Origin of the sequence: Streptomyces antarcticus (genome assembly GCF_026627255.1) — a bacterium.
Lineage (GTDB): Bacteria > Actinomycetota > Actinomycetes > Streptomycetales > Streptomycetaceae > Streptomyces > Streptomyces antarcticus.
The window spans coordinates 113,793-132,401 of sequence record NZ_JAPNLM010000019.1 but is presented as its reverse complement, the minus strand read 5'-3'; the positions used below and the strand labels follow the sequence as shown (position 1 = coordinate 132,401).

At 71.9% G+C, this 18,609-nt stretch carries 15 protein-coding genes and 1 pseudogene; 3 read left to right on the top strand and 13 right to left on the bottom strand.

The features are described 5' to 3' along the window. Nucleotides 1-11: 11 nt before the first annotated feature. From OTB16_RS26350 to OTB16_RS26295, 12 genes and pseudogenes are all read right to left on the bottom strand, one after another. A complete protein-coding gene (locus OTB16_RS26350; RefSeq protein WP_267723237.1) occupies nucleotides 12-602 on the bottom strand; it encodes a Uma2 family endonuclease in 591 nt (196 codons plus the stop codon). Nucleotides 603-696: 94 nt separating this feature from the next. Next, nucleotides 697-1,974 carry a thymidine phosphorylase gene (locus tag OTB16_RS26345; protein WP_267723236.1) on the bottom strand — a complete coding sequence of 426 codons (1,278 nt, stop codon included), beginning with the start codon at nucleotides 1,972-1,974 and terminating at the stop codon, nucleotides 697-699. A 105-nt stretch (nucleotides 1,975-2,079) separates the two neighbouring features. Beyond that, a complete protein-coding gene (locus OTB16_RS26340) occupies nucleotides 2,080-2,487 on the bottom strand; it encodes a cytidine deaminase (RefSeq protein WP_267723235.1) in 408 nt (135 codons plus the stop codon). Further along, nucleotides 2,484-3,746: an ABC transporter permease gene (locus OTB16_RS26335; protein ID WP_267723234.1), complete on the bottom strand. Its 1,263-nt coding sequence runs from the start codon at nucleotides 3,744-3,746 to the stop codon at nucleotides 2,484-2,486. Before OTB16_RS26335 ends, OTB16_RS26340 begins: the two co-directional genes overlap by 4 nt. Next, nucleotides 3,743-4,858, bottom strand: a complete 1,116-nt coding sequence (locus tag OTB16_RS26330) for an ABC transporter permease (RefSeq protein ID WP_267723233.1) — start codon at nucleotides 4,856-4,858, stop codon at nucleotides 3,743-3,745. The genes OTB16_RS26335 and OTB16_RS26330 overlap by 4 nt, the downstream gene beginning before the upstream one ends. Then, the gene (locus OTB16_RS26325) at nucleotides 4,855-6,558 is read right to left on the bottom strand and encodes an ABC transporter ATP-binding protein (RefSeq protein WP_420717802.1); all 1,704 of its coding nucleotides are present in this window, start codon (nucleotides 6,556-6,558) and stop codon (nucleotides 4,855-4,857) included. Before OTB16_RS26325 ends, OTB16_RS26330 begins: the two co-directional genes overlap by 4 nt. A 221-nt stretch (nucleotides 6,559-6,779) precedes the next feature. Beyond that, nucleotides 6,780-7,856: a BMP family lipoprotein gene (locus tag OTB16_RS26320; RefSeq protein WP_267723231.1), complete on the bottom strand. Its 1,077-nt coding sequence runs from the start codon at nucleotides 7,854-7,856 to the stop codon at nucleotides 6,780-6,782. Nucleotides 7,857-8,124: 268 nt separating this feature from the next. After that, nucleotides 8,125-9,372, bottom strand: coding sequence for an amidohydrolase (locus tag OTB16_RS26315; RefSeq protein ID WP_267723276.1), 1,248 nt, complete (start codon nucleotides 9,370-9,372; stop codon nucleotides 8,125-8,127). Between the two features lie 137 nt (nucleotides 9,373-9,509). Further along, complete coding sequence (locus OTB16_RS26310) at nucleotides 9,510-10,718, bottom strand: hypothetical protein (RefSeq protein ID WP_420717801.1); 1,209 nt, start codon at nucleotides 10,716-10,718, stop codon at nucleotides 9,510-9,512. A 72-nt stretch (nucleotides 10,719-10,790) separates the two neighbouring features. Beyond that, a complete protein-coding gene (locus tag OTB16_RS26305) occupies nucleotides 10,791-11,705 on the bottom strand; it encodes an N-acetylneuraminate synthase family protein (RefSeq protein ID WP_267723275.1) in 915 nt (304 codons plus the stop codon). 453 nt (nucleotides 11,706-12,158) lie between these two features. Next, a pseudogene (locus OTB16_RS26300) lies at nucleotides 12,159-12,533 on the bottom strand (acylneuraminate cytidylyltransferase family protein); the annotation flags it as partial. Nucleotides 12,534-12,559: 26 nt separating this feature from the next. Beyond that, entirely contained in the window at nucleotides 12,560-13,957 is a 1,398-nt protein-coding gene (locus OTB16_RS26295) for a DUF6716 putative glycosyltransferase (RefSeq protein WP_420717800.1), read from the bottom strand. 176 nt (nucleotides 13,958-14,133) lie between these two features. Between OTB16_RS26295 and OTB16_RS26290 the strand changes: the two genes are divergently transcribed. Continuing rightward, nucleotides 14,134-15,144 carry a glycosyltransferase family 2 protein gene (locus OTB16_RS26290; protein WP_267723229.1) on the top strand — a complete coding sequence of 337 codons (1,011 nt, stop codon included), beginning with the start codon at nucleotides 14,134-14,136 and terminating at the stop codon, nucleotides 15,142-15,144. Then, a complete protein-coding gene (locus OTB16_RS26285) occupies nucleotides 15,144-16,556 on the top strand; it encodes a polysialyltransferase family glycosyltransferase (RefSeq protein WP_267723228.1) in 1,413 nt (470 codons plus the stop codon). Before OTB16_RS26290 ends, OTB16_RS26285 begins: the two co-directional genes overlap by 1 nt. Here OTB16_RS26285 and leuE read toward each other — a convergent pair. Next, nucleotides 16,549-17,199: a leucine efflux protein LeuE gene (leuE, locus tag OTB16_RS26280; protein WP_267723227.1), complete on the bottom strand. Its 651-nt coding sequence runs from the start codon at nucleotides 17,197-17,199 to the stop codon at nucleotides 16,549-16,551. The two genes, OTB16_RS26285 and leuE, sit on opposite strands and share 8 nt — an antisense overlap. Nucleotides 17,200-17,630: 431 nt before the next feature. Between leuE and OTB16_RS26275 the strand changes: the two genes are divergently transcribed. After that, nucleotides 17,631-18,491: a L,D-transpeptidase family protein gene (locus OTB16_RS26275; protein ID WP_267723226.1), complete on the top strand. Its 861-nt coding sequence runs from the start codon at nucleotides 17,631-17,633 to the stop codon at nucleotides 18,489-18,491. The last annotated feature ends 118 nt before the right edge of the window (nucleotides 18,492-18,609 follow it).

Sequence of the window (18,609 nt, the reverse complement as noted above, 5' to 3'; positions counted from 1 at the left end):
GGAGCCACCACCTACGGGCGGGGGAAGGCGAAGGAGTCGAGGATCAGATCGAACGGCTCGGGCAGGTGGAAGGCCTCGCCGAACTTGGCGGCCGCCAAGACGCGGTACGTCCCGTCGCTGGGCTCGCCGTACAGGTGGATGGTCGGGATGCCGGACGAGTGCGGGTCGATGAGGAGGTAGAGCGGGACGCCTGCCGCGGCGTAACCCTGGAGTTTGGCGACGCGGTCGTTCACGGCGTTCGACTTCGACGTGATCTCGACGACGAGTTCGGCGACGGCTGCGGGAGCGAAGTTCTCCCCCTTGGGAACCGCGTCCCTCGGCACGACCGCGAGGTCCGGGATGTAGAGACCGCCGCGGCTCGGGACAGCCAGATTGAGGGTCTGGAAGACACCCCAGTCATCGGGGATCGCGGTGTAGAGACGCCTCTGTACCAGCTCGGCGATCAGGGTGTGATTGTTGACGGGCGGTGGTGCCACGGTGACGATCCCCTCGATGATCTCCACCTTGCAGCCCTCCGGCCAGCCCATCTCCTCCCAGAGGCGGACGACCGAATCCCAGTCGTCACCGCTCGGAGGCTGGTGCTCGACTGCGAGTGCGCTCATGGTGTGCTCCTATCGCTTCGTCACCGATCCCAGCATGCCGAACGGGACCGGCGGGCGTCCACCGGTCCCGTTCAGCCGTACGAGTGAGTACGGGTCAGGCGATGCGGTCCAGCACGATCGGCGTGGCGGAGAAGGACGTGCCCGCCGGGGCCACGTCGAAGGAGCCGTCCAGCGCGGAGAGGGCGTACTCGAACTTCTCGGGGGTGTCCGTGTGCAACGTCATCAGCGGCTGGCCGGCCGTGACGGTGTCGCCCGGCTTGGCGTGCAGCTCGATGCCCGCGCCCGCCTGCACCGGGTCCTCCTTGCGCGCGCGGCCCGCGCCGAGGCGCCAGGCGCCGACGCCGACGCCGTACGCGTCGAGGCGGGTCAGGACGCCCGAGGACGGGGCGGTGACGATGTGCTGCTCGCGGGCGACCGGCAGGGCCGCGTCCGGGTCGCCGCCCTGGGCCGCGATCATCCGGCGCCACACGTCCATCGCGGAGCCGTCGGCCAGTGCCTTCTCCGGGTCGGCGTCCTTGATGCCCGCCGCGGCCAGCATCTCGCGGGCCAGGGCCAGGGTCAGCTCGACGACGTCGGAGGGGCCGCCGCCGGCCAGGACCTCGACGGACTCGCGGATCTCCAGCGCGTTTCCGGCGGTGAGGCCGAGCGGGGTGGACATGTCGGTGAGCAGGGCGATCGTCTTGACGCCGCTGTCGGTGCCGAGGGCGACCATGGTCGAGGCGAGCTCGCGCGCGTCCTCGATGTTCTTCATGAAGGCGCCGGAGCCGACCTTCACGTCGAGGACGAGGGAGCCCGTGCCCTCGGCGATCTTCTTCGACATGATCGAGGAGGCGATCAGCGGGATGGCCTCGACGGTGCCGGTGACGTCGCGCAGGGCGTAGAGCTTCTTGTCGGCGGGGGCCAGGCCGTCGCCCGCCGCGCAGATGACCGCGCCGGTGGTGTCCAGGACGTGCAGCATCTCCTCGTTGGAGAGCAGCGCGCGCCAGCCCGGAATGGACTCCAGCTTGTCGAGCGTGCCGCCGGTGTGGCCCAGGCCGCGGCCGGAGAGCTGCGGCACGGCCGCGCCACAGGCGGCGACGAGCGGGGCCAGCGGGAGGGTGATCTTGTCGCCGACGCCGCCGGTGGAGTGCTTGTCGGCGGTCGGCCGCGAGAGGGAGTCGAAGTTCATGCGCTCGCCGGAGGCGATCATCGCGGCGGTCCAGCGGGCGATCTCGGTGCGGTTCATCCCGTTCAGCAGGATGGCCATCGCCAGCGCCGACATCTGCTCGTCGGCGACGACACCGCGCGTGTACGCGTCGATGACCCAGTCGATCTGCTCGGGGCTCAGCTCACCGCGGTCCCGCTTGGTCCGGATGACGGAGATGACGTCCATGAGGTGACTTCCTTCTACGCGCATAGAGAGGGGGCTGTACGGAGGGGGAGGAGAGGAAGACGACGGCCCTCCGCCCGGGAGGGGGGCGGAGGGCCGTCGGCACGGCTATCTCAGGTGGTCGGGCCCGAAGGCCTGGGGCAGCATCGCGGCCAGCGGAAGGATCCCGTCGGGGGTCTCCACCAGCAGCTCCGGGCCGCCGAACTCGAACAGGAGCTGCCGGCAGCGACCGCAGGGGACGAGGATCCCGCCCTTGCCGTCCACGCACGTGAAGTGCGTGAGCCGGCCGCCGCCGGTCGCGTGGAGCGAGGACACCAGTCCGCACTCGGCGCACAGGCCGAGTCCGTAGCTCGCGTTCTCGACGTTGCAGCCGGTCACGACCCGGCCGTCGTCGACGCGGGCGGCGACCCCGACCGGGAAGCCCGAGTACGGCGCGTACGCGCGGGACATGGCGTCCCGGGCCGCGACGCGCAGGGCCTCCCAGTCGACGGCCGGAGCCGGCGGCGGGCTCGTCACTTGCCCTGGCCCTTGCGGTACGGCATGCCGTCCGCCTTCGGCATCCGCAGCCGCTGCGCGGAGAGCGCGAGGACCAGCAGGGTGGTGACGTACGGGGCCGCGTCCACGAACTGGCTGGGCACCGAGTCGGTGAGCGCGTACCAGACGAACAGCAGGACGGCGAAGAGCGCCGAGATGCCGGCCTGGACGTACTTCTTCTTGTACAGCTGCCAGGCGGTGACCAGGACCAGCAGGATCGCGATCAGCAGCAGCATCGCGTGGACGTTCTCGGCGCCGCCGCGCAGCTTGAGGCTGTCGATGAAGCCGAAGAGGCCCGCGCCGAGCGCCGTGCCGCCGGGCATCCAGTTACCGAAGATCATCGCGGCGAGACCGATGTAGCCGCGGCCGCCGGTCTGGCCCTCCTGGTAGATGCCGGTGGTGATCGCGAGGAAGGCGCCGCCGAAGCCGGCCAGCCCGCCCGAGACGATCACGGCGATGTACTTGTACTTGTAGACGTTGACGCCGAGGGACTCCGCCGCGATCGGGTTCTCGCCGCAGGAGCGCAGGCGCAGGCCGAAGGCGGTGCGCCACAGCACCCACCAGGTGCCGGGGATCAGCAGGAGGGCGATGAGGGTCAGCGGCGAGAGGTTGGTGACCACACCGCCGATGACGCCCGCGAGGTCCGAGACGAAGAACCAGTGTTTGCCCTGGAGGTCCGCCAGCGCGTCCGAGAGCCCGCCGAGGTTGATCCGTGGGATGTCCTCGATGCGCGGGGACTGCTTGGAGGAGCCGCCCTCGGCCTCGGCGAACGTGAAGTTCGACAGGTACTGGGTGAAGCCCAGCGCCAGGATGTTGATGGCCACACCGGAGACGATGTGGTTGACGTTGAACGTGACCGTGATGATCGCGTGCAGCAGGCCGCCGAGGGCGCCGCCGAGGATGCCGACGAGGACGCCGGTCCACGGACCCCACTGGTAGCCGGCCCAGGCACCGAACCAGGTGCCGAGGATGAGCATGCCCTCGAGGCCGATGTTGACGACGCCCGCGCGCTCGGCCCACAGGCCGCCGAGGCCGGCGAGGCCGATCGGCACGGCGAGCTGGAGGGCGCCGGAGACCTGGCCGACGGACGTCAGGTCGTCGGCCCCGCTGATCACGCGGACCAGCGAGACCAGCGCGAGGCCGCCCGCGATGATCAGCAGGATCCAGGGCAGGGTGAGCTTTCGGCGGCCGTCCGACTTCTTCGGGGCCGCGCTCGCCGCGGAGACGGTGCTGGTGCTCACGCCGCGACCTCCTTGTCGGTCTTGATGGCGCCGCCGGCGGCGAGTTCCTCGCCGACCTTCTGCTGCTGGCGGCGGATGCCGTAGCGGCCTACGAGCTCATAGGAGACGACGACCGCGATCACGATCAGACCCTTCATGATCGTGCCGATCTCCTTGGCGTACCCGGCCGTGTCGAGCGAGGCCGAGGCCTTGTCGATGAAGGCCATGAGCAGTGCCGCGAAGAAGATGCCGACCGGGCTGTTGCGGCCGAGCAGGGCGATGGTGATGCCCGTGAAGCCGATGCCGACCGGGAAGGACAGGCTGTACGTGTGGCTCTCGCCCAGCAGCACGGGCATGCCCGCGAGGCCGGCGACGGCGCCGGAGATGAGCATCGAAGTGATGATCATCTTCTTGGCGTCCACACCGGAGGCCTGGGCCGCGGACTCGCTGGCGCCGGTGGCGCGCAGGTCGAAGCCGAAGCGGGTCCGGTTGAGGACGAACCAGTAGACGATGCCGAGGGCGAAGGCCACGAAGGTGAAGCCGTAGATCTCCAGGCCGTCACCGAGGTCGACCGCCGGGAACCAGCCCGACTGGGCGATCTCGCCGGTGTTCAGGTCGTTGGAACCCTCCGGCTGGACACCGAGGTTCTTCGGGAGGATCAGGTAGGCGATCAGGCTGGTGGCGATGGCGTTCAGCATGATCGTGGAGACGACCTCGCTGACGCCCCGCTTGGCCTTCAGGACGCCGGCGATGCCGGACCAGAAGGCGCCGACCATCATCGCGACGAGGACGATCAGCAGGATGTGCAGCGGGCCCGGCAGGGTGACGGCCGTGCCGACCACCGCGGACACCATCGCCGCGAGGCGGTACTGGCCGTCGACGCCGATGTTGAAGAGGTTCATGCGGAAGCCGATGGCCACGGCCAGGGCTGCCAGGTAGTACGTACCGGCCTGGTTCACGATGAGGACCTGTACGTCCTCGTAGCCCGCGTTCTCCACCATGATCCGCAGCGGGTCGATCGGGTCCACGCCCGTCGCCGCCAGCACGATCATGGTCAGCACGAACGCGGTGACCAGCGCGAGCGCGGGCCCGGCGAAGGCGAGGAGCAGCCGGTCCTTGTCGAATTTCTTCATCGGGCCTCGTCCTCCGGGGAATCGGCACCAGCGTCGGTACCGGCGGAGCGGTTGTCGGTGGCTTCCAGGTGCCCGGAGGCGGCGCCCGTCATCGCGGTGCCGAGCTCTTCCGGGGTGACGGTCGCGGGGTCGGCGTCCGCCACCAGGCGGCCGCGGTAGATCACGCGCAGGGTGTCGGACAGGCCGATCAGCTCGTCCAGGTCGGCGGAGATCAGGAGCACGGCCAGGCCCTCGCGGCGGGCCTCGCGGATCGCGTCCCAGATCTGGGCCTGCGCGCCGACGTCCACACCACGGGTGGGGTGGGCGGCGATGAGGAACTTCGGGTTGTGGCTCATTTCGCGGCCGACGATCAGCTTCTGCTGGTTGCCGCCGGAGAGCGAGGCCGCGGTGACCTCGATGCCGGGCGTGCGGACGTCGTACTCGCGCACGATCCGCTCGGTGTCCTTGCGGGCCGCCTTCAGGTCGAGGACGCCGCGCTTGGAGTTGGGCGCCTCGGTGACGTGGCCGAGGATGCGGTTCTCCCACAGCGGGGATTCCAGCAGCAGGCCGTGGCGGTGGCGGTCCTCGGGGATGTACCCGATGCCGCCCTCGCGGCGCTTGCGGACCGGCGACTTCGTGATGTCGGCGCCGTCCAGCGTGATCACGCCCGCGTCGGCCGAGCTCATGCCCATCAGGGCTTCGATCAGTTCGGTCTGGCCGTTGCCCTCGACGCCCGCGATGCCGAGGATCTCGCCCTTGTGGATCGTGAAGTTGACGTCGTCCAGCAGCAGGCGGCCGCCCGCCGCCGGCTCGTGCACGAAGGTGTCCGACGACTCCGGCGTCCGCGCGGTGTCCTCGGTGGCGACGGGCGCGAGGCCTCCCTGGGCGACGGTCAGGCCCGCCACCGTCAGCATCGGGATGTCCGTCACCGTCGACTCGCGGGTCTCCGGCGAGGGCAGCTCCGCGCCGACCATCAGCTCCGCGAGCTGCTTGGGCGTGGTGTTGCGCGGGTCGGCGGTGCCGACCGTGGTGCCGCGGCGGATGACGGTGATGTCGTCGGCGACCTTCAGGACCTCGCCCAGCTTGTGCGAGATGAAGATGACGGTGAGGCCCTCGGACTTGAGCTCGCGCAGGTTGTCGAAGAGGGCGTCCACCTCCTGCGGCACGAGCACCGCGGTCGGCTCGTCGAGGATGAGGATCCTGGCGCCGCGGTAGAGGACCTTGAGGATCTCCACGCGCTGGCGGTCGGCGACACCGAGGTCCTCGACGAGGGCGTCGGGGCGCACGCCGAGGCCGTACGCGTCCGAGATCTCCCTGATCTTCTTACGGGCCTTGGCGCCGATGCCGTACAGCTTCTCGCCGCCGAGAACCACGTTCTCCAGGACGGTGAGGTTGTCGGCCAGCATGAAGTGCTGGTGCACCATGCCGATGCCGCGGGCGATGGCGTCGCCGGGGCTGGTGAAGGAGACCTGCTCCCCGTCGATGGCGATGGTCCCCTCGTCCGGCTTCTGCATGCCGTAGAGGATCTTCATCAGAGTCGACTTGCCGGCGCCGTTCTCACCGACGAGGGCATGGACCGTGCCCTTGCGGACGGTGATCGCGATGTCCTTGTTGGCTACGACGCCGGGGAAGCGCTTGGTGATGCCGTGCAGTTCCACGGCGGGGGGCGGGCTGGACGCGTTGATGACGCACTCTCCTTGGCGCGGAAGGAGCGGAGGCAGGGGGAGACAGGGCGGGACTCGGCCGGGCGGGTGGGCGGGAGCAGGACGGTACCGCGTCCACGATGCCTCTACGCGCGTAGCACTGTCGAAAGTGAAAACGTGCGGCCAAGTGGCCACAACGAATCACGGGGTGACGGTTCACAAGACGCGGCTCGGGGTCCGGGAGCGGCACTGACCGCTCCCCGGACCCCGGAGACCACGACTACATGTCGGACTCGGCCTTACGGCGCGGTCTTGACAGTGATCTTCTTGGAGATGATGTCGGCCTTGGCCTTCTCCACCGCGGCGATGACGTCGGCCATCTTCTTGTACTCGGGGTTCGAGTCGGAGAGGCCCACGCCGTCCTTGTCCAGGCCGTAGCGGATCTCACCGTTCTCCGGCTTGCCGTCCTTGACCGACTTGATCAGGTTGTAGACGGAGTCCGAGACGTCCTTGGTGACCGAGGTCAGGATCTTGTCCTTGTACTTGGACAGACCGGCCTGGTTGTACTGGTCGGAGTCGACACCGATCGCCCACTTGCCGGCCGCGTGGGCCGCCTCGATGGCACCGGAGCCGGCCAGGCCCGCCGCGGCGTAGACCACGTCGGCGCCGCCCGCGCTCAGCTGGCCCTGCGCGGCCGCCTTGCCGAGGTCGGGCTTGGCGAAACCGTCGAAGTTCGGCGGCTGCGTCAGGTAGGCGGAGAGCACCTTGGCGTTGGGGTTGGTGTCCTTGACGCCCTGGGTGAAGCCGGCCTCGAACTTCTTGATCAGCGGAACCTCGACACCGCCGATGAAGCCGACCGTGCCGGTCTTGGACACCTTGGCGGCGGCGACGCCGGCCAGGTAGGAGCCCTGCTCCTCGTTGAAGACGAGGTTGGCGATGTTCGGGCCGGTCACCGAGGTGTCGTCGATGATGCCGAAGGTGGTCTCCGGGAACTTCGGAGCGACCTTCTTGATGGCCGGGGCGTAGGCGAAACCGACACCGATGACCGGGTTGTTGCCCTTGCGGGCAAGCTCGGTGAGGCGCTGGACCTTGTCGGCCTCGCCCTCACCGTCGGTGGGCTCGGCCTCGGCACCCTTGATCTTGAGGTCCGTCTCGGCCTTCTGGAGGCCCGCGTAGGCGGCGTCGTTGAACGACTGGTCGCCGCGGCCGCCGATGTCGTACGCGATGGCGGCGGTGGCGGCCTTCGCGTCGCCCGAGGCGGAGGACGAGGACGAGGACGAGGCGTCCGACGAGTTCTTTCCGCCACAGGCGGTGGCCGAGAGGGCCAGCGCAGCGGACGCGAGGCCCACGGTGGCGATCCTGGTGATCCGGCGCAAGGGAAGGCTCCTTCAAAACCTGACCGAAGCGCCACGACCGGCGCTGGTTTCGCGGCGATCGTAACGCGCGTAGATGTCAGTTAAAGGCCCGTTCATGAGTCGTTATCGGATCGTCGCGAACCGGACAGTGACCGATTGGTGACTGCGGAGCTGTCCAACCCTTGTGTACCAAGGGCTGGACAGCTCCGCAGGAAGAACGCCGGATGTTGTACGGACTTTTACCGGACCCGGCCGGGCGGGCTCCGGCGGGCGGAGCCGGCGGGCGGTCCTACTGGGCGGCGGGCCCGGTGCGCCGGCCGTCCAGCAGGGCGGCGGCCGTGAAGAACTCCACGCCGACCGCGATGGCGGACTCGTCGACGTCGAAGTCGCCCCGGTGCAGGTCCCTCTTGGCGGTGTCGCCGGGGGTGCGGACGCCCAGCCGGGCCATGGCGCCCGGGACGTGCTCCAGGTACCAGGAGAAGTCCTCCCCGCCCAGGCTCTGCTCGGTGTCCTCGACCGACTCGGCGCCGCAGCGCACGCCCATCGCCTCGCGGAGCAGTTCGGTGACCGCCGGATCGTTGACCACCGGCGGGACCCCGCGGACCTGGTTGATCTCGAACTTGGCCCCGTGCATCGTCGCGATCTCGTCGATCGCCGCGTGGATCATGTCGGGGGCCTCGTGCCAGGCCGCCAGGTCCAGGCAGCGCACGGTCCCGGACAGCTCGGCGTGCATCGGAATGACGTTGCAGGCGTGGCCCGCCTCGATCCGGCCCCAGGTGACGGCCATGCCCGAGCGGGCGTCCATCCGGCGCGACAGCACCGCGGGCAGGTCGATCGCCACCCGGGCGGCCGCCGTCACCAGGTCGGTGGTCAGGTGCGGCCGGGCGGTGTGCCCGCCGGGACCGGAGAGGCTGACCTCCAGCCGGTCGCAGGCCGAGGTGATGGCGCCGGACCGCAGCCCGATGCGGCCCGAGTCGACCCGGGGGTCGCAGTGCACGGCGATGATCTTGCCGACCCCGTCCAGGACCCCGGCCTCGATGGCGTCGGTGGCCCCGCCGGGGAGCACCTCCTCCGCGGGCTGGAAGAGCAGCCGCACCGGGCGGGGCAGCAGGCCCTGACGGTCGAGGTCGGCGAGGACCAGGCCCGCGCCGAGGACCACCGCGGTGTGCACGTCGTGGCCGCAGGCGTGCGCCCGGTCCGGGACCGTCGAGCGGTACGCGACGTGCGTCTTGGCGTCCGGGATGGGGAGGGCGTCGATGTCCGCGCGGAGGGCCAGCATGGGCCGTACGCCGTCCCAGGTGCCCACGTCACAGATCAGACCGGTGCCGGACTTCAGCACCCGTGGTCGCAGGCCGGCCTTTTCCAGCCGGGCCTTGATCGCGGCCGTGGTACGGAATTCCTGGTGCCCGAGTTCGGGATGCATGTGCAAGTCCCGGCGGAAGGCGATCAGTTCGGCACGCAGGTGGTCCGGAAGCTTGCCGGGCAGCTCGGGCCGGTCGGACGCGGCGGGCTGGGCGGGCTGGGATTCGCGGGACATCAACTGGTTCACCCGTTGAAGGGTAGGCGCACCGACCGGCCAACTGGCTGGAGATCACAAAAAGTTCATGCCGTTAGGGGAAAGAAACCCGGCCTCTGGACGCATGGCCGGACGCAGCCGGGGGTAAACTCGCGCGCTCATCCGGCCGCCCCGGCCGTCTGGGCAGGGAGTCTGCGCACATCACGGGCGCTGTCGGTGACCCCCGCGAGGAAACCGCGGGCGCGCGGCGACGCGGATCCGGTGAGCCAGGCGGGGTCGACATCGCATACGGCGACGGTGACGCCGGTACCGCTCAGGGCGTACGGCAGGGTGTGGACGACCGTGGACGGGAAGCTGACCACCGTGTGCCCCACCGGTCCGCGCCGGGCGATCAGCTCCAGCGGCAGGTCCGGCCGTACGATCTCCAGCCCGGTCGCCACGCTCAGCGCGCGCAGCTTCTCGGGGGACTCCCGGCGGTGCGCGAAGTAGCGGGTCGCGCCGTGCTCGGCGGTCAGGGCGCGCACCGCGTCGAGGTAGCGGGCCGGGTCCACCACCCCGGTCTCCACGAGCGAGGTCCCGACCAGGTCGGTTCCCCTGGTCAGGCGGGGCGGGCCGAAGCGGGCGCGGGTCCAGGCGAAGTCGTTGACCCGCAGGGTGGTGCCGCCGTGGACGGTGACCGGCATCGAGCTGAACAGCTCCACGGTGCGCGTCCCGGACGGCGTGAACCGGCGCCGGGCGGTCGCCGAGACCGGTGCGTACGCCAGCTCGCGGACCCGGCCGGGCAGCCCCCCGGCGCCGACCCGGTGCCAGCGGACGAGGCGTTCGCCGCGGGCGGTCTGGGCGACGAACTCCATCGTGGCGGTTCCGTCGTCGACCACGACGAGCCGCTCGGCGCGCACGAGGGTCAGCAGCAGCTGTACGTACCGGGAGAAGGGGTCGCCGACGACGACGGTGCGGGCGGCCCGGACGTCGCCCGCGAGCGCCGCGAGGGCCTTCAGCGGCGCGAGCCGGCCGCCGCGCGCCTCCTGCCACCGGACGTCGTGACCCTCGTCACGTGCCAGGGCGGCCATCCGGCGCAGCTGGCCCCGGGACATCGGGTCGGTGGGGGGCAGGACGACGATCCGCAGCGGGTCGGCGGCGGGCGCGGACGCGGACGCCGGTACGGACGCGGGGTGCGGGGCGGGGGCGCCCGCGTCGCGGCCCTGGCGCGGGATGCCGCCGAGCAGCGGGGCCGCGGCCGCCGGGCCGGAGCCCGCCGGGCCGGGACCCGTGGGGTCGGCGGGCCGGGCGTACGCCCACTCCAGGACGTTCAGGAGTTGGACCGGGCTCTCGACGAACGCCAGGGCGGAGGCGGAAGGGGGCACCACGGACACCACGTACTCCTCGTCTGGGGGCGGAACTCGTACGCGTCGGACTGGGGGCGGAACTCGTACGGACGGTCAGACGGCCACCGGCGTGCCCTGCACCCGGCGGAGCTTCTTCATCGGGCCGAGCTCGGAGGCGTAGACCCGCTTGACGCCGTCGCCGAGGGCGGTCTCGATGGTGCGGATGTCGCGCACCAGGCGGGTCAGGCCGCCCGGCTCGACGGAGGCGGCCTGGTCGGAGCCCCACATCGCGCGGTCGAGGGTGATGTGCCGCTCGACGAAGGCGGCGCCGAGGGCGACGGCGGCGAGGGTGGTCTGCAGGCCCGTCTCGTGGCCGGAGTAGCCGATGGGGACGTTGGGGTACTCCTCCCGGAGGGTGTTGATCACCCGCAGGTTGAGCTCCTCGGCCTTGGCCGGGTACGTCGACGTCGCGTGGCAGAGCAGGATGTTGTCGCTGCCGAGCACCTCCACCGCGTGGCGGATCTGCTTCGGGGTGGACATGCCGGTGGAGAGGACGACGGTGCGGCCGGTGGCGCGCAGGGCGCGCAGCAGCTCGTCGTCGGTGAGGGAGGCGGAGGCCACCTTGTGGGCGGGGACGTCGAACTTCTCCAGGAAGGCGACGGCCTCGGTGTCCCACGGGGACGCGAACCAGTCGATGCCACGCTGGGCGCAGTGCGTGTCGATGGCCCGGTACTCGTCCTCGCCGAACTCGACGCGGTGGCGGTAGTCGATGTACGTCATGCGGCCCCAGGGGGTGTCGCGCTCGATGTCCCACTGGTCGCGCGGGGTGCAGATCTCCGGGGTGCGCTTCTGGAACTTCACGGCGTCGCAGCCGGCTTCGGCGGCCGCGTCGATCAGGGCGAAGGCGGTGCCGAGGTCGCCGTTGTGGTTGATGCCGATCTCTCCGACGACGTAGACGGGGTGGCCGGGGCCGGCGGTGCGCGACCCGAAGGTGCGCAGGCGGGCGGCGGCGTGGGGGGTGGCGGTCATGACGGGCGACGTCCTTCGGGTGGGTACGGGGGGTACGGGGTGTGCGGCAGGTGCGGTGAGCTCGGGGTGCGGGGTGTGCGCGGGGTGTGCGGGGAGTTCGGGGTGCGGGGTGAGCTCGGGGTGCGGTGCGGTGAGCTCGGGGTGCGGGGTCAGGGGGTCGAGGAGCGGGGCGAGGAGGCGGGCCCGGGCCAGGTCGTGCGGGTCGTCGACCTCCAGGACCCGCGCCGGGTCGGTGGCGACGGGCAGGACGCGGCCGAAGAACCGGTGGCCGGCGGTGCGGAAGCCCGCGGCGTCCATGGCGTAGGCGGCGCCGGTCTCCAGCAGGTCCCGGGCGCGGTCCTGGCGCCTGGGGCGGTACGCCTCGTCGTGGTTGACCCCGGCGGCGGACCCGTCGGGGCGCTCCCGCCAGAGGAAGCCGTGGAACGGGGCCGCGGTCAGGGCCGAGTCGGCCTCCCCCGAGGCGACGGCGGCGGCGACGGACTCGATGTCGGAGGCGGTGAGGAACGGGCTCGTGCACTGGACCAGGAGGACCACGTCGACGGTGGCGCCGTGCAGCTCCTCGAAGGCGGCCAGCGCGTGCAGGACCGCGGCCTCGCTGCTCGCCGTGTCGCCGGAGATCGCCCGGGGGCGGGTGACCGGCTCGGCTCCGGCGTCGCGGGCGGCCGCGGCGATCCCGGCGGAGTCGGTGGAGACCACCACGTCGGTGACGGTCGGCGCGGCCAGGCAGGCCCGTACGGCGCGGGCGACGAGCGGCACCCCCGCGACCTCGGCGAGGTTCTTCCCCGGCACCCCCTTGGAGCCGCCCCGGGCGGGTACGACGGCCAGCACCCGCGGCGCCCCGGGCCGCGGCGCGGTCACAGCTCCCCCAGACGGCGGATCACCGGGGCCACCCGCTGGACGCCGTGGCGGTACGCCCCGCGGGCGGCCCCGCGCAGGTGGGCGCGCAGGCGGCGGCGCAGCCGGGACTCCCCCGCGGTCCCGCGCACGGCGCCGGGCAGCGGGGTGCCGTCGGGGGCCAGGCGGTGGCGGGCCAGGATGCCGGGCAGGTACCCGGGGGCGGTGGTGAGCGTGTAGTACGGCGCCGGGGCGGGCAGCCGCTCCTCGGCGGCCAGCGCGGCGACCCGCTCCCGGGCGGCCGCGTAGGCGTCGTCGGGGGCCGCGCCCGCGCTGTCGTCCGGGGCCGTGCTCGCGTCGCCGTCCCCGCCCGCCGGGCGAACGCCCTGGGCGCGCAGCCACTCCGGATCGCCCTGCGGGAGCAGCCCGGCGTCCAGCTGGTCCCAGGAGGCCAGGCAGCCCGAGCCGAGGAAGTGGTGGTTCCCGAGGGCCTCGCGGATGCCGAGGTCGGTGAGGACCGCGGTCGGCACGTACCGGTGCAAGGACTCCAGGGCGGCCGTGGACGAGACGGTGACCAGCAGGTCGGCGGTGTCCAGTACCTCGCCCATGTTCCCGTACACGAGGCGGCAGTTGGGCGGGAGCCCGCCCGGGAGCCGCTGCGCGAGTCGCTGGTACGGGTGCTCCTCCAGGTGCGTGGTGTGCTCCCCGGGCCGGCTGCGGAGCTTGATCAGCACCTCCCGGCCGGGGTGCAGCCGTGCGTGCCGCGCCGCCCGCTCCAGCAGGTACGCACGGTCCGCGCGGCCCTCGGGCACGGAGGGCTGTACGGCGAAGACCACCCGGTGCGCGGACCCGGCGGCCCCGGCGGCCGCGCCCGCAACGGCGCCCGCACCGGCCGGCGGGGCGTACCGCGCCCCGCCCAGGAACGGCAGGGCCGTCTCGGTCACGGCTCCGGCGTCCGCGCCGACCCCCTCGTACACGGCGCGGAACCGCTCGGCGTCGTGGCGGGAGTTCGCGAGGACGAGGTCGGCCCCGTGCCGCAGGAGCAGCCCGTCGGCGAGCTTCTCGTAGACGACCCCCACGTAGCCCGTGACGAGTACGGGCCGCGCGGCCGGGGCGGGCCACAGCGCGCGGGCCCCGTGCAGGACGGCCTGGACGGCGCCGCCGACGAGCGCGAGGACGACCACGTCGTAGCGCTCCCGCACGAGTCCGTCGAGGAACTCGGCGCAGGACACCTCGGTCAGCCGGTCGGCGCCGACCCCCACCTCGCCGAGCTGGCGGTCGGTGGGCGTGGCGCGGCCGCGCAGCAGGTATCCGGTGAGCTGGTGGTCGGGCACGAGACGGCGGGCGGTGAGTGCGCCCCATTTCCATCGCGTATCGGAATCGGCGAGCACGGCGACGCGCAGCTTGCTTTCTGGCACGCGGCAGAAACTATTCCGCGGCGCCGCCGACCGGCCCAACGACCGCACAACAGCGGGTTAACAACCAGTCGACGACATGCGAAAGCGCGCGGGTTTACGCGCCCGCCCCGCGTCGTTCACATGGAATCCGCACGGGGGTCACGGTGAATGCCGGACGGGCCCCTACCGTCCCGTGAGTGCCCAAGCTCTCTGTTGTCGTGCCGTTCTACAACGTGCGGACGTACGCACCGGATGTCCTGAGGAGCCTCGAAGCCAACGCCCGGGACGATTTCGAGTTCCTCCTCGTCGACGACTGCTCGACGGACGGGACGGGCGACCTGCTGGAACGCGCGGCCCGCACGCTGCCCGGCGCGGTCCTCCTCCGGCACGGGCGCAACGGCGGCCTGGCCACCGCGCGGAACACCGGGCTGGACGCGGCGCGCGGCGAGTACCTCGCCTTCCTGGACGGGGACGACTGGCTGGCCCCCGGTCACCTGGCCCGGACGCTGGCCGCCATCGAGGACCTGAGCTGCGACTTCGTCCGCACCGACCACGTGCAGTGCACCGGTCGGGCCCGGAGCGTGCAGCGCGTCCCGTACGGACCCCAGTCGATCGTCGCCGATCCGCGCACCGCGATCCTGCCCGCCGACCGGGCCACGTCGGTGGACTACCCGTACGCCTGGGCCGGCATGTACCACCGGCGGCTGCTGGACCGGGGGGTACTGCGCTTCACCGACGGGCTGCGGACGGCGGAGGACCGGCCGTGGATCTGGCGGCTGCACCGGGAGGCGGAATCCTTCGCGACCGTCGGAATGCCCGGAATCTTCTACCGTCGCGGGGTTTCCACCTCGCTGACGCACATCGGAGACGAACGGCAGCTCGATTTCATCCGCGCATTCGATCAAGTCCTCGCGGAAACCGCGACGGACCGAGAATCGGACCGGCTGATGCCGAAAGCCGTACGAACATATTGCGCAATCATCGCCCACCATTTCGGATCCATCGAAAGGTACGAACCGGCCGTGGCCAGGAAACTCCGCACGATGAGCACGGCCGCACTCGGGCGCATGCCGCAGGACGTACTGGACCGTGTCCTGGACTCGATGGACCTGGAGCGCTCCACCCTGCTGCGCCGGGTGCGCCGGGCGCACCGCCCGCTGGGCCGTCGCCCGCTCGGCCTCCGCACCCCGCGGGGAGCGGCCGCCTGATGCCCACCCAGATCTTCCTGGCCTCGACCCTCTACGGCGCCGCCACCCTCGCGGCCGGCATCGACGCGGGCGCCTTCCCGCCCGCCGGCCGCCGCGTCCTGCTGACCAGCAACCACGCCGTGACCGCCGAGGTCACCCCCGGGCTCGCGGACCTGCCGGGCTTCGCCGTGCTGCGCGCCCGCTTCGACGAGGTGCTCGACTGGAACGCCGTCATCGCACCGCAGCACCCGAGCACCTGGGCCCCGCGCGCGGAGGACGTCCCGCTGTGGGAACGGCAGTTGCGCGGCCTGTGGGGCCTTGGCGACGAGCGGGTCGAGCTGGTCGTGGAGTCGCTCCAGGTGCCGCCCGCCCAGACCCTGTGCCGGCTCTTCCCCGGCGCGGCCATCGACGTCTACGCCGACGGGCTGATGAGCTACGGACCCACCCGCTTCCGGCTCGAACCCCAGCTCGGGACGCGGGTGCGGCGGGTGCTCCACCCGGACCTGGTGCCGGGTCTGGAGCCGCTGCTGCTGACGGAGTTCGGGGTACGGTCGGAGCCGCTGCCCGCGGAGCCCCTCCTGAAGGTGCTCGCGGAACTCGCGGAACGCGCGGACCTCGAAGGCCTCGAAGGAGTCGAAGGAGTCGCCGGCCTCGAAGGACTCGCGGACCCCGAAGGCCCCGCCGGCCGCCCGGTCCTCCTCCTCGGCCAGTACCTCTCCGCGCTGGACCTGATGACCCCCGACGAGGAGGAGCGGCTGCACGGGGACATGGTCCGCGGCGCGCACGCCCTCGGCCACCGCGTGCTGGTCTTCAAACCGCACCCCGGCGCCCCGGCCGCGTACTCCCGCGAAGCCGAGCGGGAGGCCGAGCTGCTCGGGGTCCGGCTGATCGTGGCCGCCGCCCCGGTGCTGGCCGAGACGCTCTACCAGCGGCTGCGGCCCGCGCTGGTCGTCGGCTGCTTCTCCACGGGCCTGCTGACCGCCGCCACCCTGTACGGGCTCCCCGTCGCCCGCACCGGCACGGACACGGTGCTGGCCCGCCTGACCCCGTACGCGAACAGCAACCGCGTTCCGCTGGCCCTGGTCGACGCCCTGCTCCCCGACCTGGCGGACCCGGACGCGGTCCGCGCCTGGACGCCCCCCGGCCCCGAGCGGGTCCGGGCCGAGCTGGCCGGGCTCCTCACCGCGGTCGGGTTCACGATGCAGCCGCGGATCCTGGCGGCCCGCCGGGCGGAGGCCGAGGCCCACCTCGCCGGGCGGGCCGGCCCCGAAGCCCTGCGGTACGTGACCCGGCGCCGGCTGACCGTGCTGGGGCTGCCCGGCGGTGTCCCCGCCCGGCTGGCGTTCCTGCCGCGCAGCCCGAGGGTGCGCCGGGCGGTACGGCGGCTCGCGCGGCTGAGGCGTACGGGGCGCGCGGGCCCCCCGCTCAGCTGACGGCGAGCTTGGCCGCGAAGCCCAGGAACAGCACGCCGGCCGCCGAAGTCGCCCAGGCCGACAGCCGCTTGCGGCGGCGGAAGGCGGCCGACAGCCGGGTCCCGGTGAAGATCAGGGTGGACAGGTAGAGGAAGCTCACCAGCTGCGAGACCGTGCCGAGCAGCAGGAACGACAGCGCCGGGTAGGCGTACCCGGGGTCGACGAACTGCACGAAGAAGGACAGCAGGAACAGGATGGCCTTCGGGTTGACCAGGCTCACCAATAGCGCCCGCCGGTAGGGCCGCCCGGCGCCGCCCTCCGGTTCGGCGCCGGTCAGCAACTCCTCCTGCGTGGCCCCGCGCGCGCGCCACATGGCCCGGGCGGTCCGCATCATCCCCACGGCCAGCCACGCCAGGTAGCCGGCGCCGAGGAACTTCACCACGGCGAACAGCAGCGGGCTCGCCTGGAGCAGCGCGCCCGCGCCGGCGGCGGTCAGCACCATCAGGACCGCGTCGCCGGTGAACACCCCGGAGGCGGCCTTGTAGCCCTCTTTCACCCCGCCGCGCGCCGCCACGGACAGCACGTAGAGCGAGTTCGGCCCCGGCAGCAGCACCATCAGCACCAGGCCGGCGAGGTACGTCGGAAGATCTGTCACACCCAGCATGTGCAGGAGTGTCGCACAGGGTTGCACCTGTCACGCCACCCTGTTTCACCCACTGGAACCGGCCGTCCCGTACGCCTCCCGTGCACGTCCCGCACGCCTCCCGGAACACCTGATCGGGTGATCGTGCCCCACTCCGTCAGGTCGCCGGGGTTGCGGGCCCGTTCGACCGGAATTCCGTTCACGGTGCGCGCCGTCGGCCGTTTTCGCGTGGAACGACCGGGTCCGGGACTGATAGAACCTTCCCCGGCCACCGCTGGGCGCGCCCCGCCCCGCACGCCTTCGAACGGCGGCGGGCGGCCCCCGGTCACAATGGCGCAACATCCCGGGACTCTGTGCAACTCTCCGCGCGCCCCAGGCATCACCTACTTACACGACGTAGAAATCGGGGGAATGCAATGCAACGCCAGAGAGTCATAATCCGCACGCTTGGGGTGGTCACCGCCGTCGCGCTCGCCGCGACCGCCTGCGGACCGCAGAAGTCGGAGTCCTCGGGCTCCTCTTCGTCGGTTTCCGCCTCGCCCACGGCGGGCGCCTCCCCCGACGCCTCGCCGACCGCCGACAACAAGCCGGGCGAGCCGTCGAAGTCGGCCTCGCCCTCCGCCTCGAAGTCGGCCTCGCCGTCCGCCTCCGCCTCCGCCTCCACCTCGCCGTCGCCGACGGTCAGGCAGGTCATGGCCAACGGCGACGACAGCGAGCAGGTGCGCGAGCTCCAGGCGCGCCTGAAGCAGCTCAAGCTGATGTCGGTCGCGCCGACCGGCTTCTACGGCTCCAAGACGACCTCCGCGGTCAAGTCCTTCCAGTCGAAGAACGGTCTGACCCCGACCGGGTCGGTGGACGAGCCCACCTGGAAGAAGATCCAGGCCGCCACCAAGGAGCCCACCGCCGACGAGCTGCGCCCGCCGACCGTCAACGAGCCGGACGCCCCGGACGCGCGCTGTATGGAGGGCCGGGTGATGTGCATCAGCAAGGAGAGCCGCACCCTCGCCTGGATGATCGACGGCAAGGTCGTCTCGACGATGGACGTGCGCTTCGGCTCGGAGAACACCCCGACCCGCGAGGGTGTGTTCAACGTGGGCTGGAAGGCCAAGGAATGGACGTCGACGATCTACCACACGCCGATGCCCTACGCGATGTTCTTCAGCGGCGGCCAGGCGGTGCACTACTCGGCCGACTTCGCGGCCCGCGGCTACGCCGGCGCCTCGCACGGCTGCGTCAACGTCCGGGACAAGGGAAAGCTGTCGGCCCTGTTCGACCAGGTCCAGGTCGGCGACAAGGTCGTCGTCTACTGGTGACGTCCGCCGAGCCGCGCGAGCGGTCGGAAGTAAAGGGCGCGGGCAGGGCCGGGGGAACGTGCCCCGCCCGCGCCGGTTGCGCAGAGCCCAGGGGTACGGGGGGAACCCCGGCTCATGC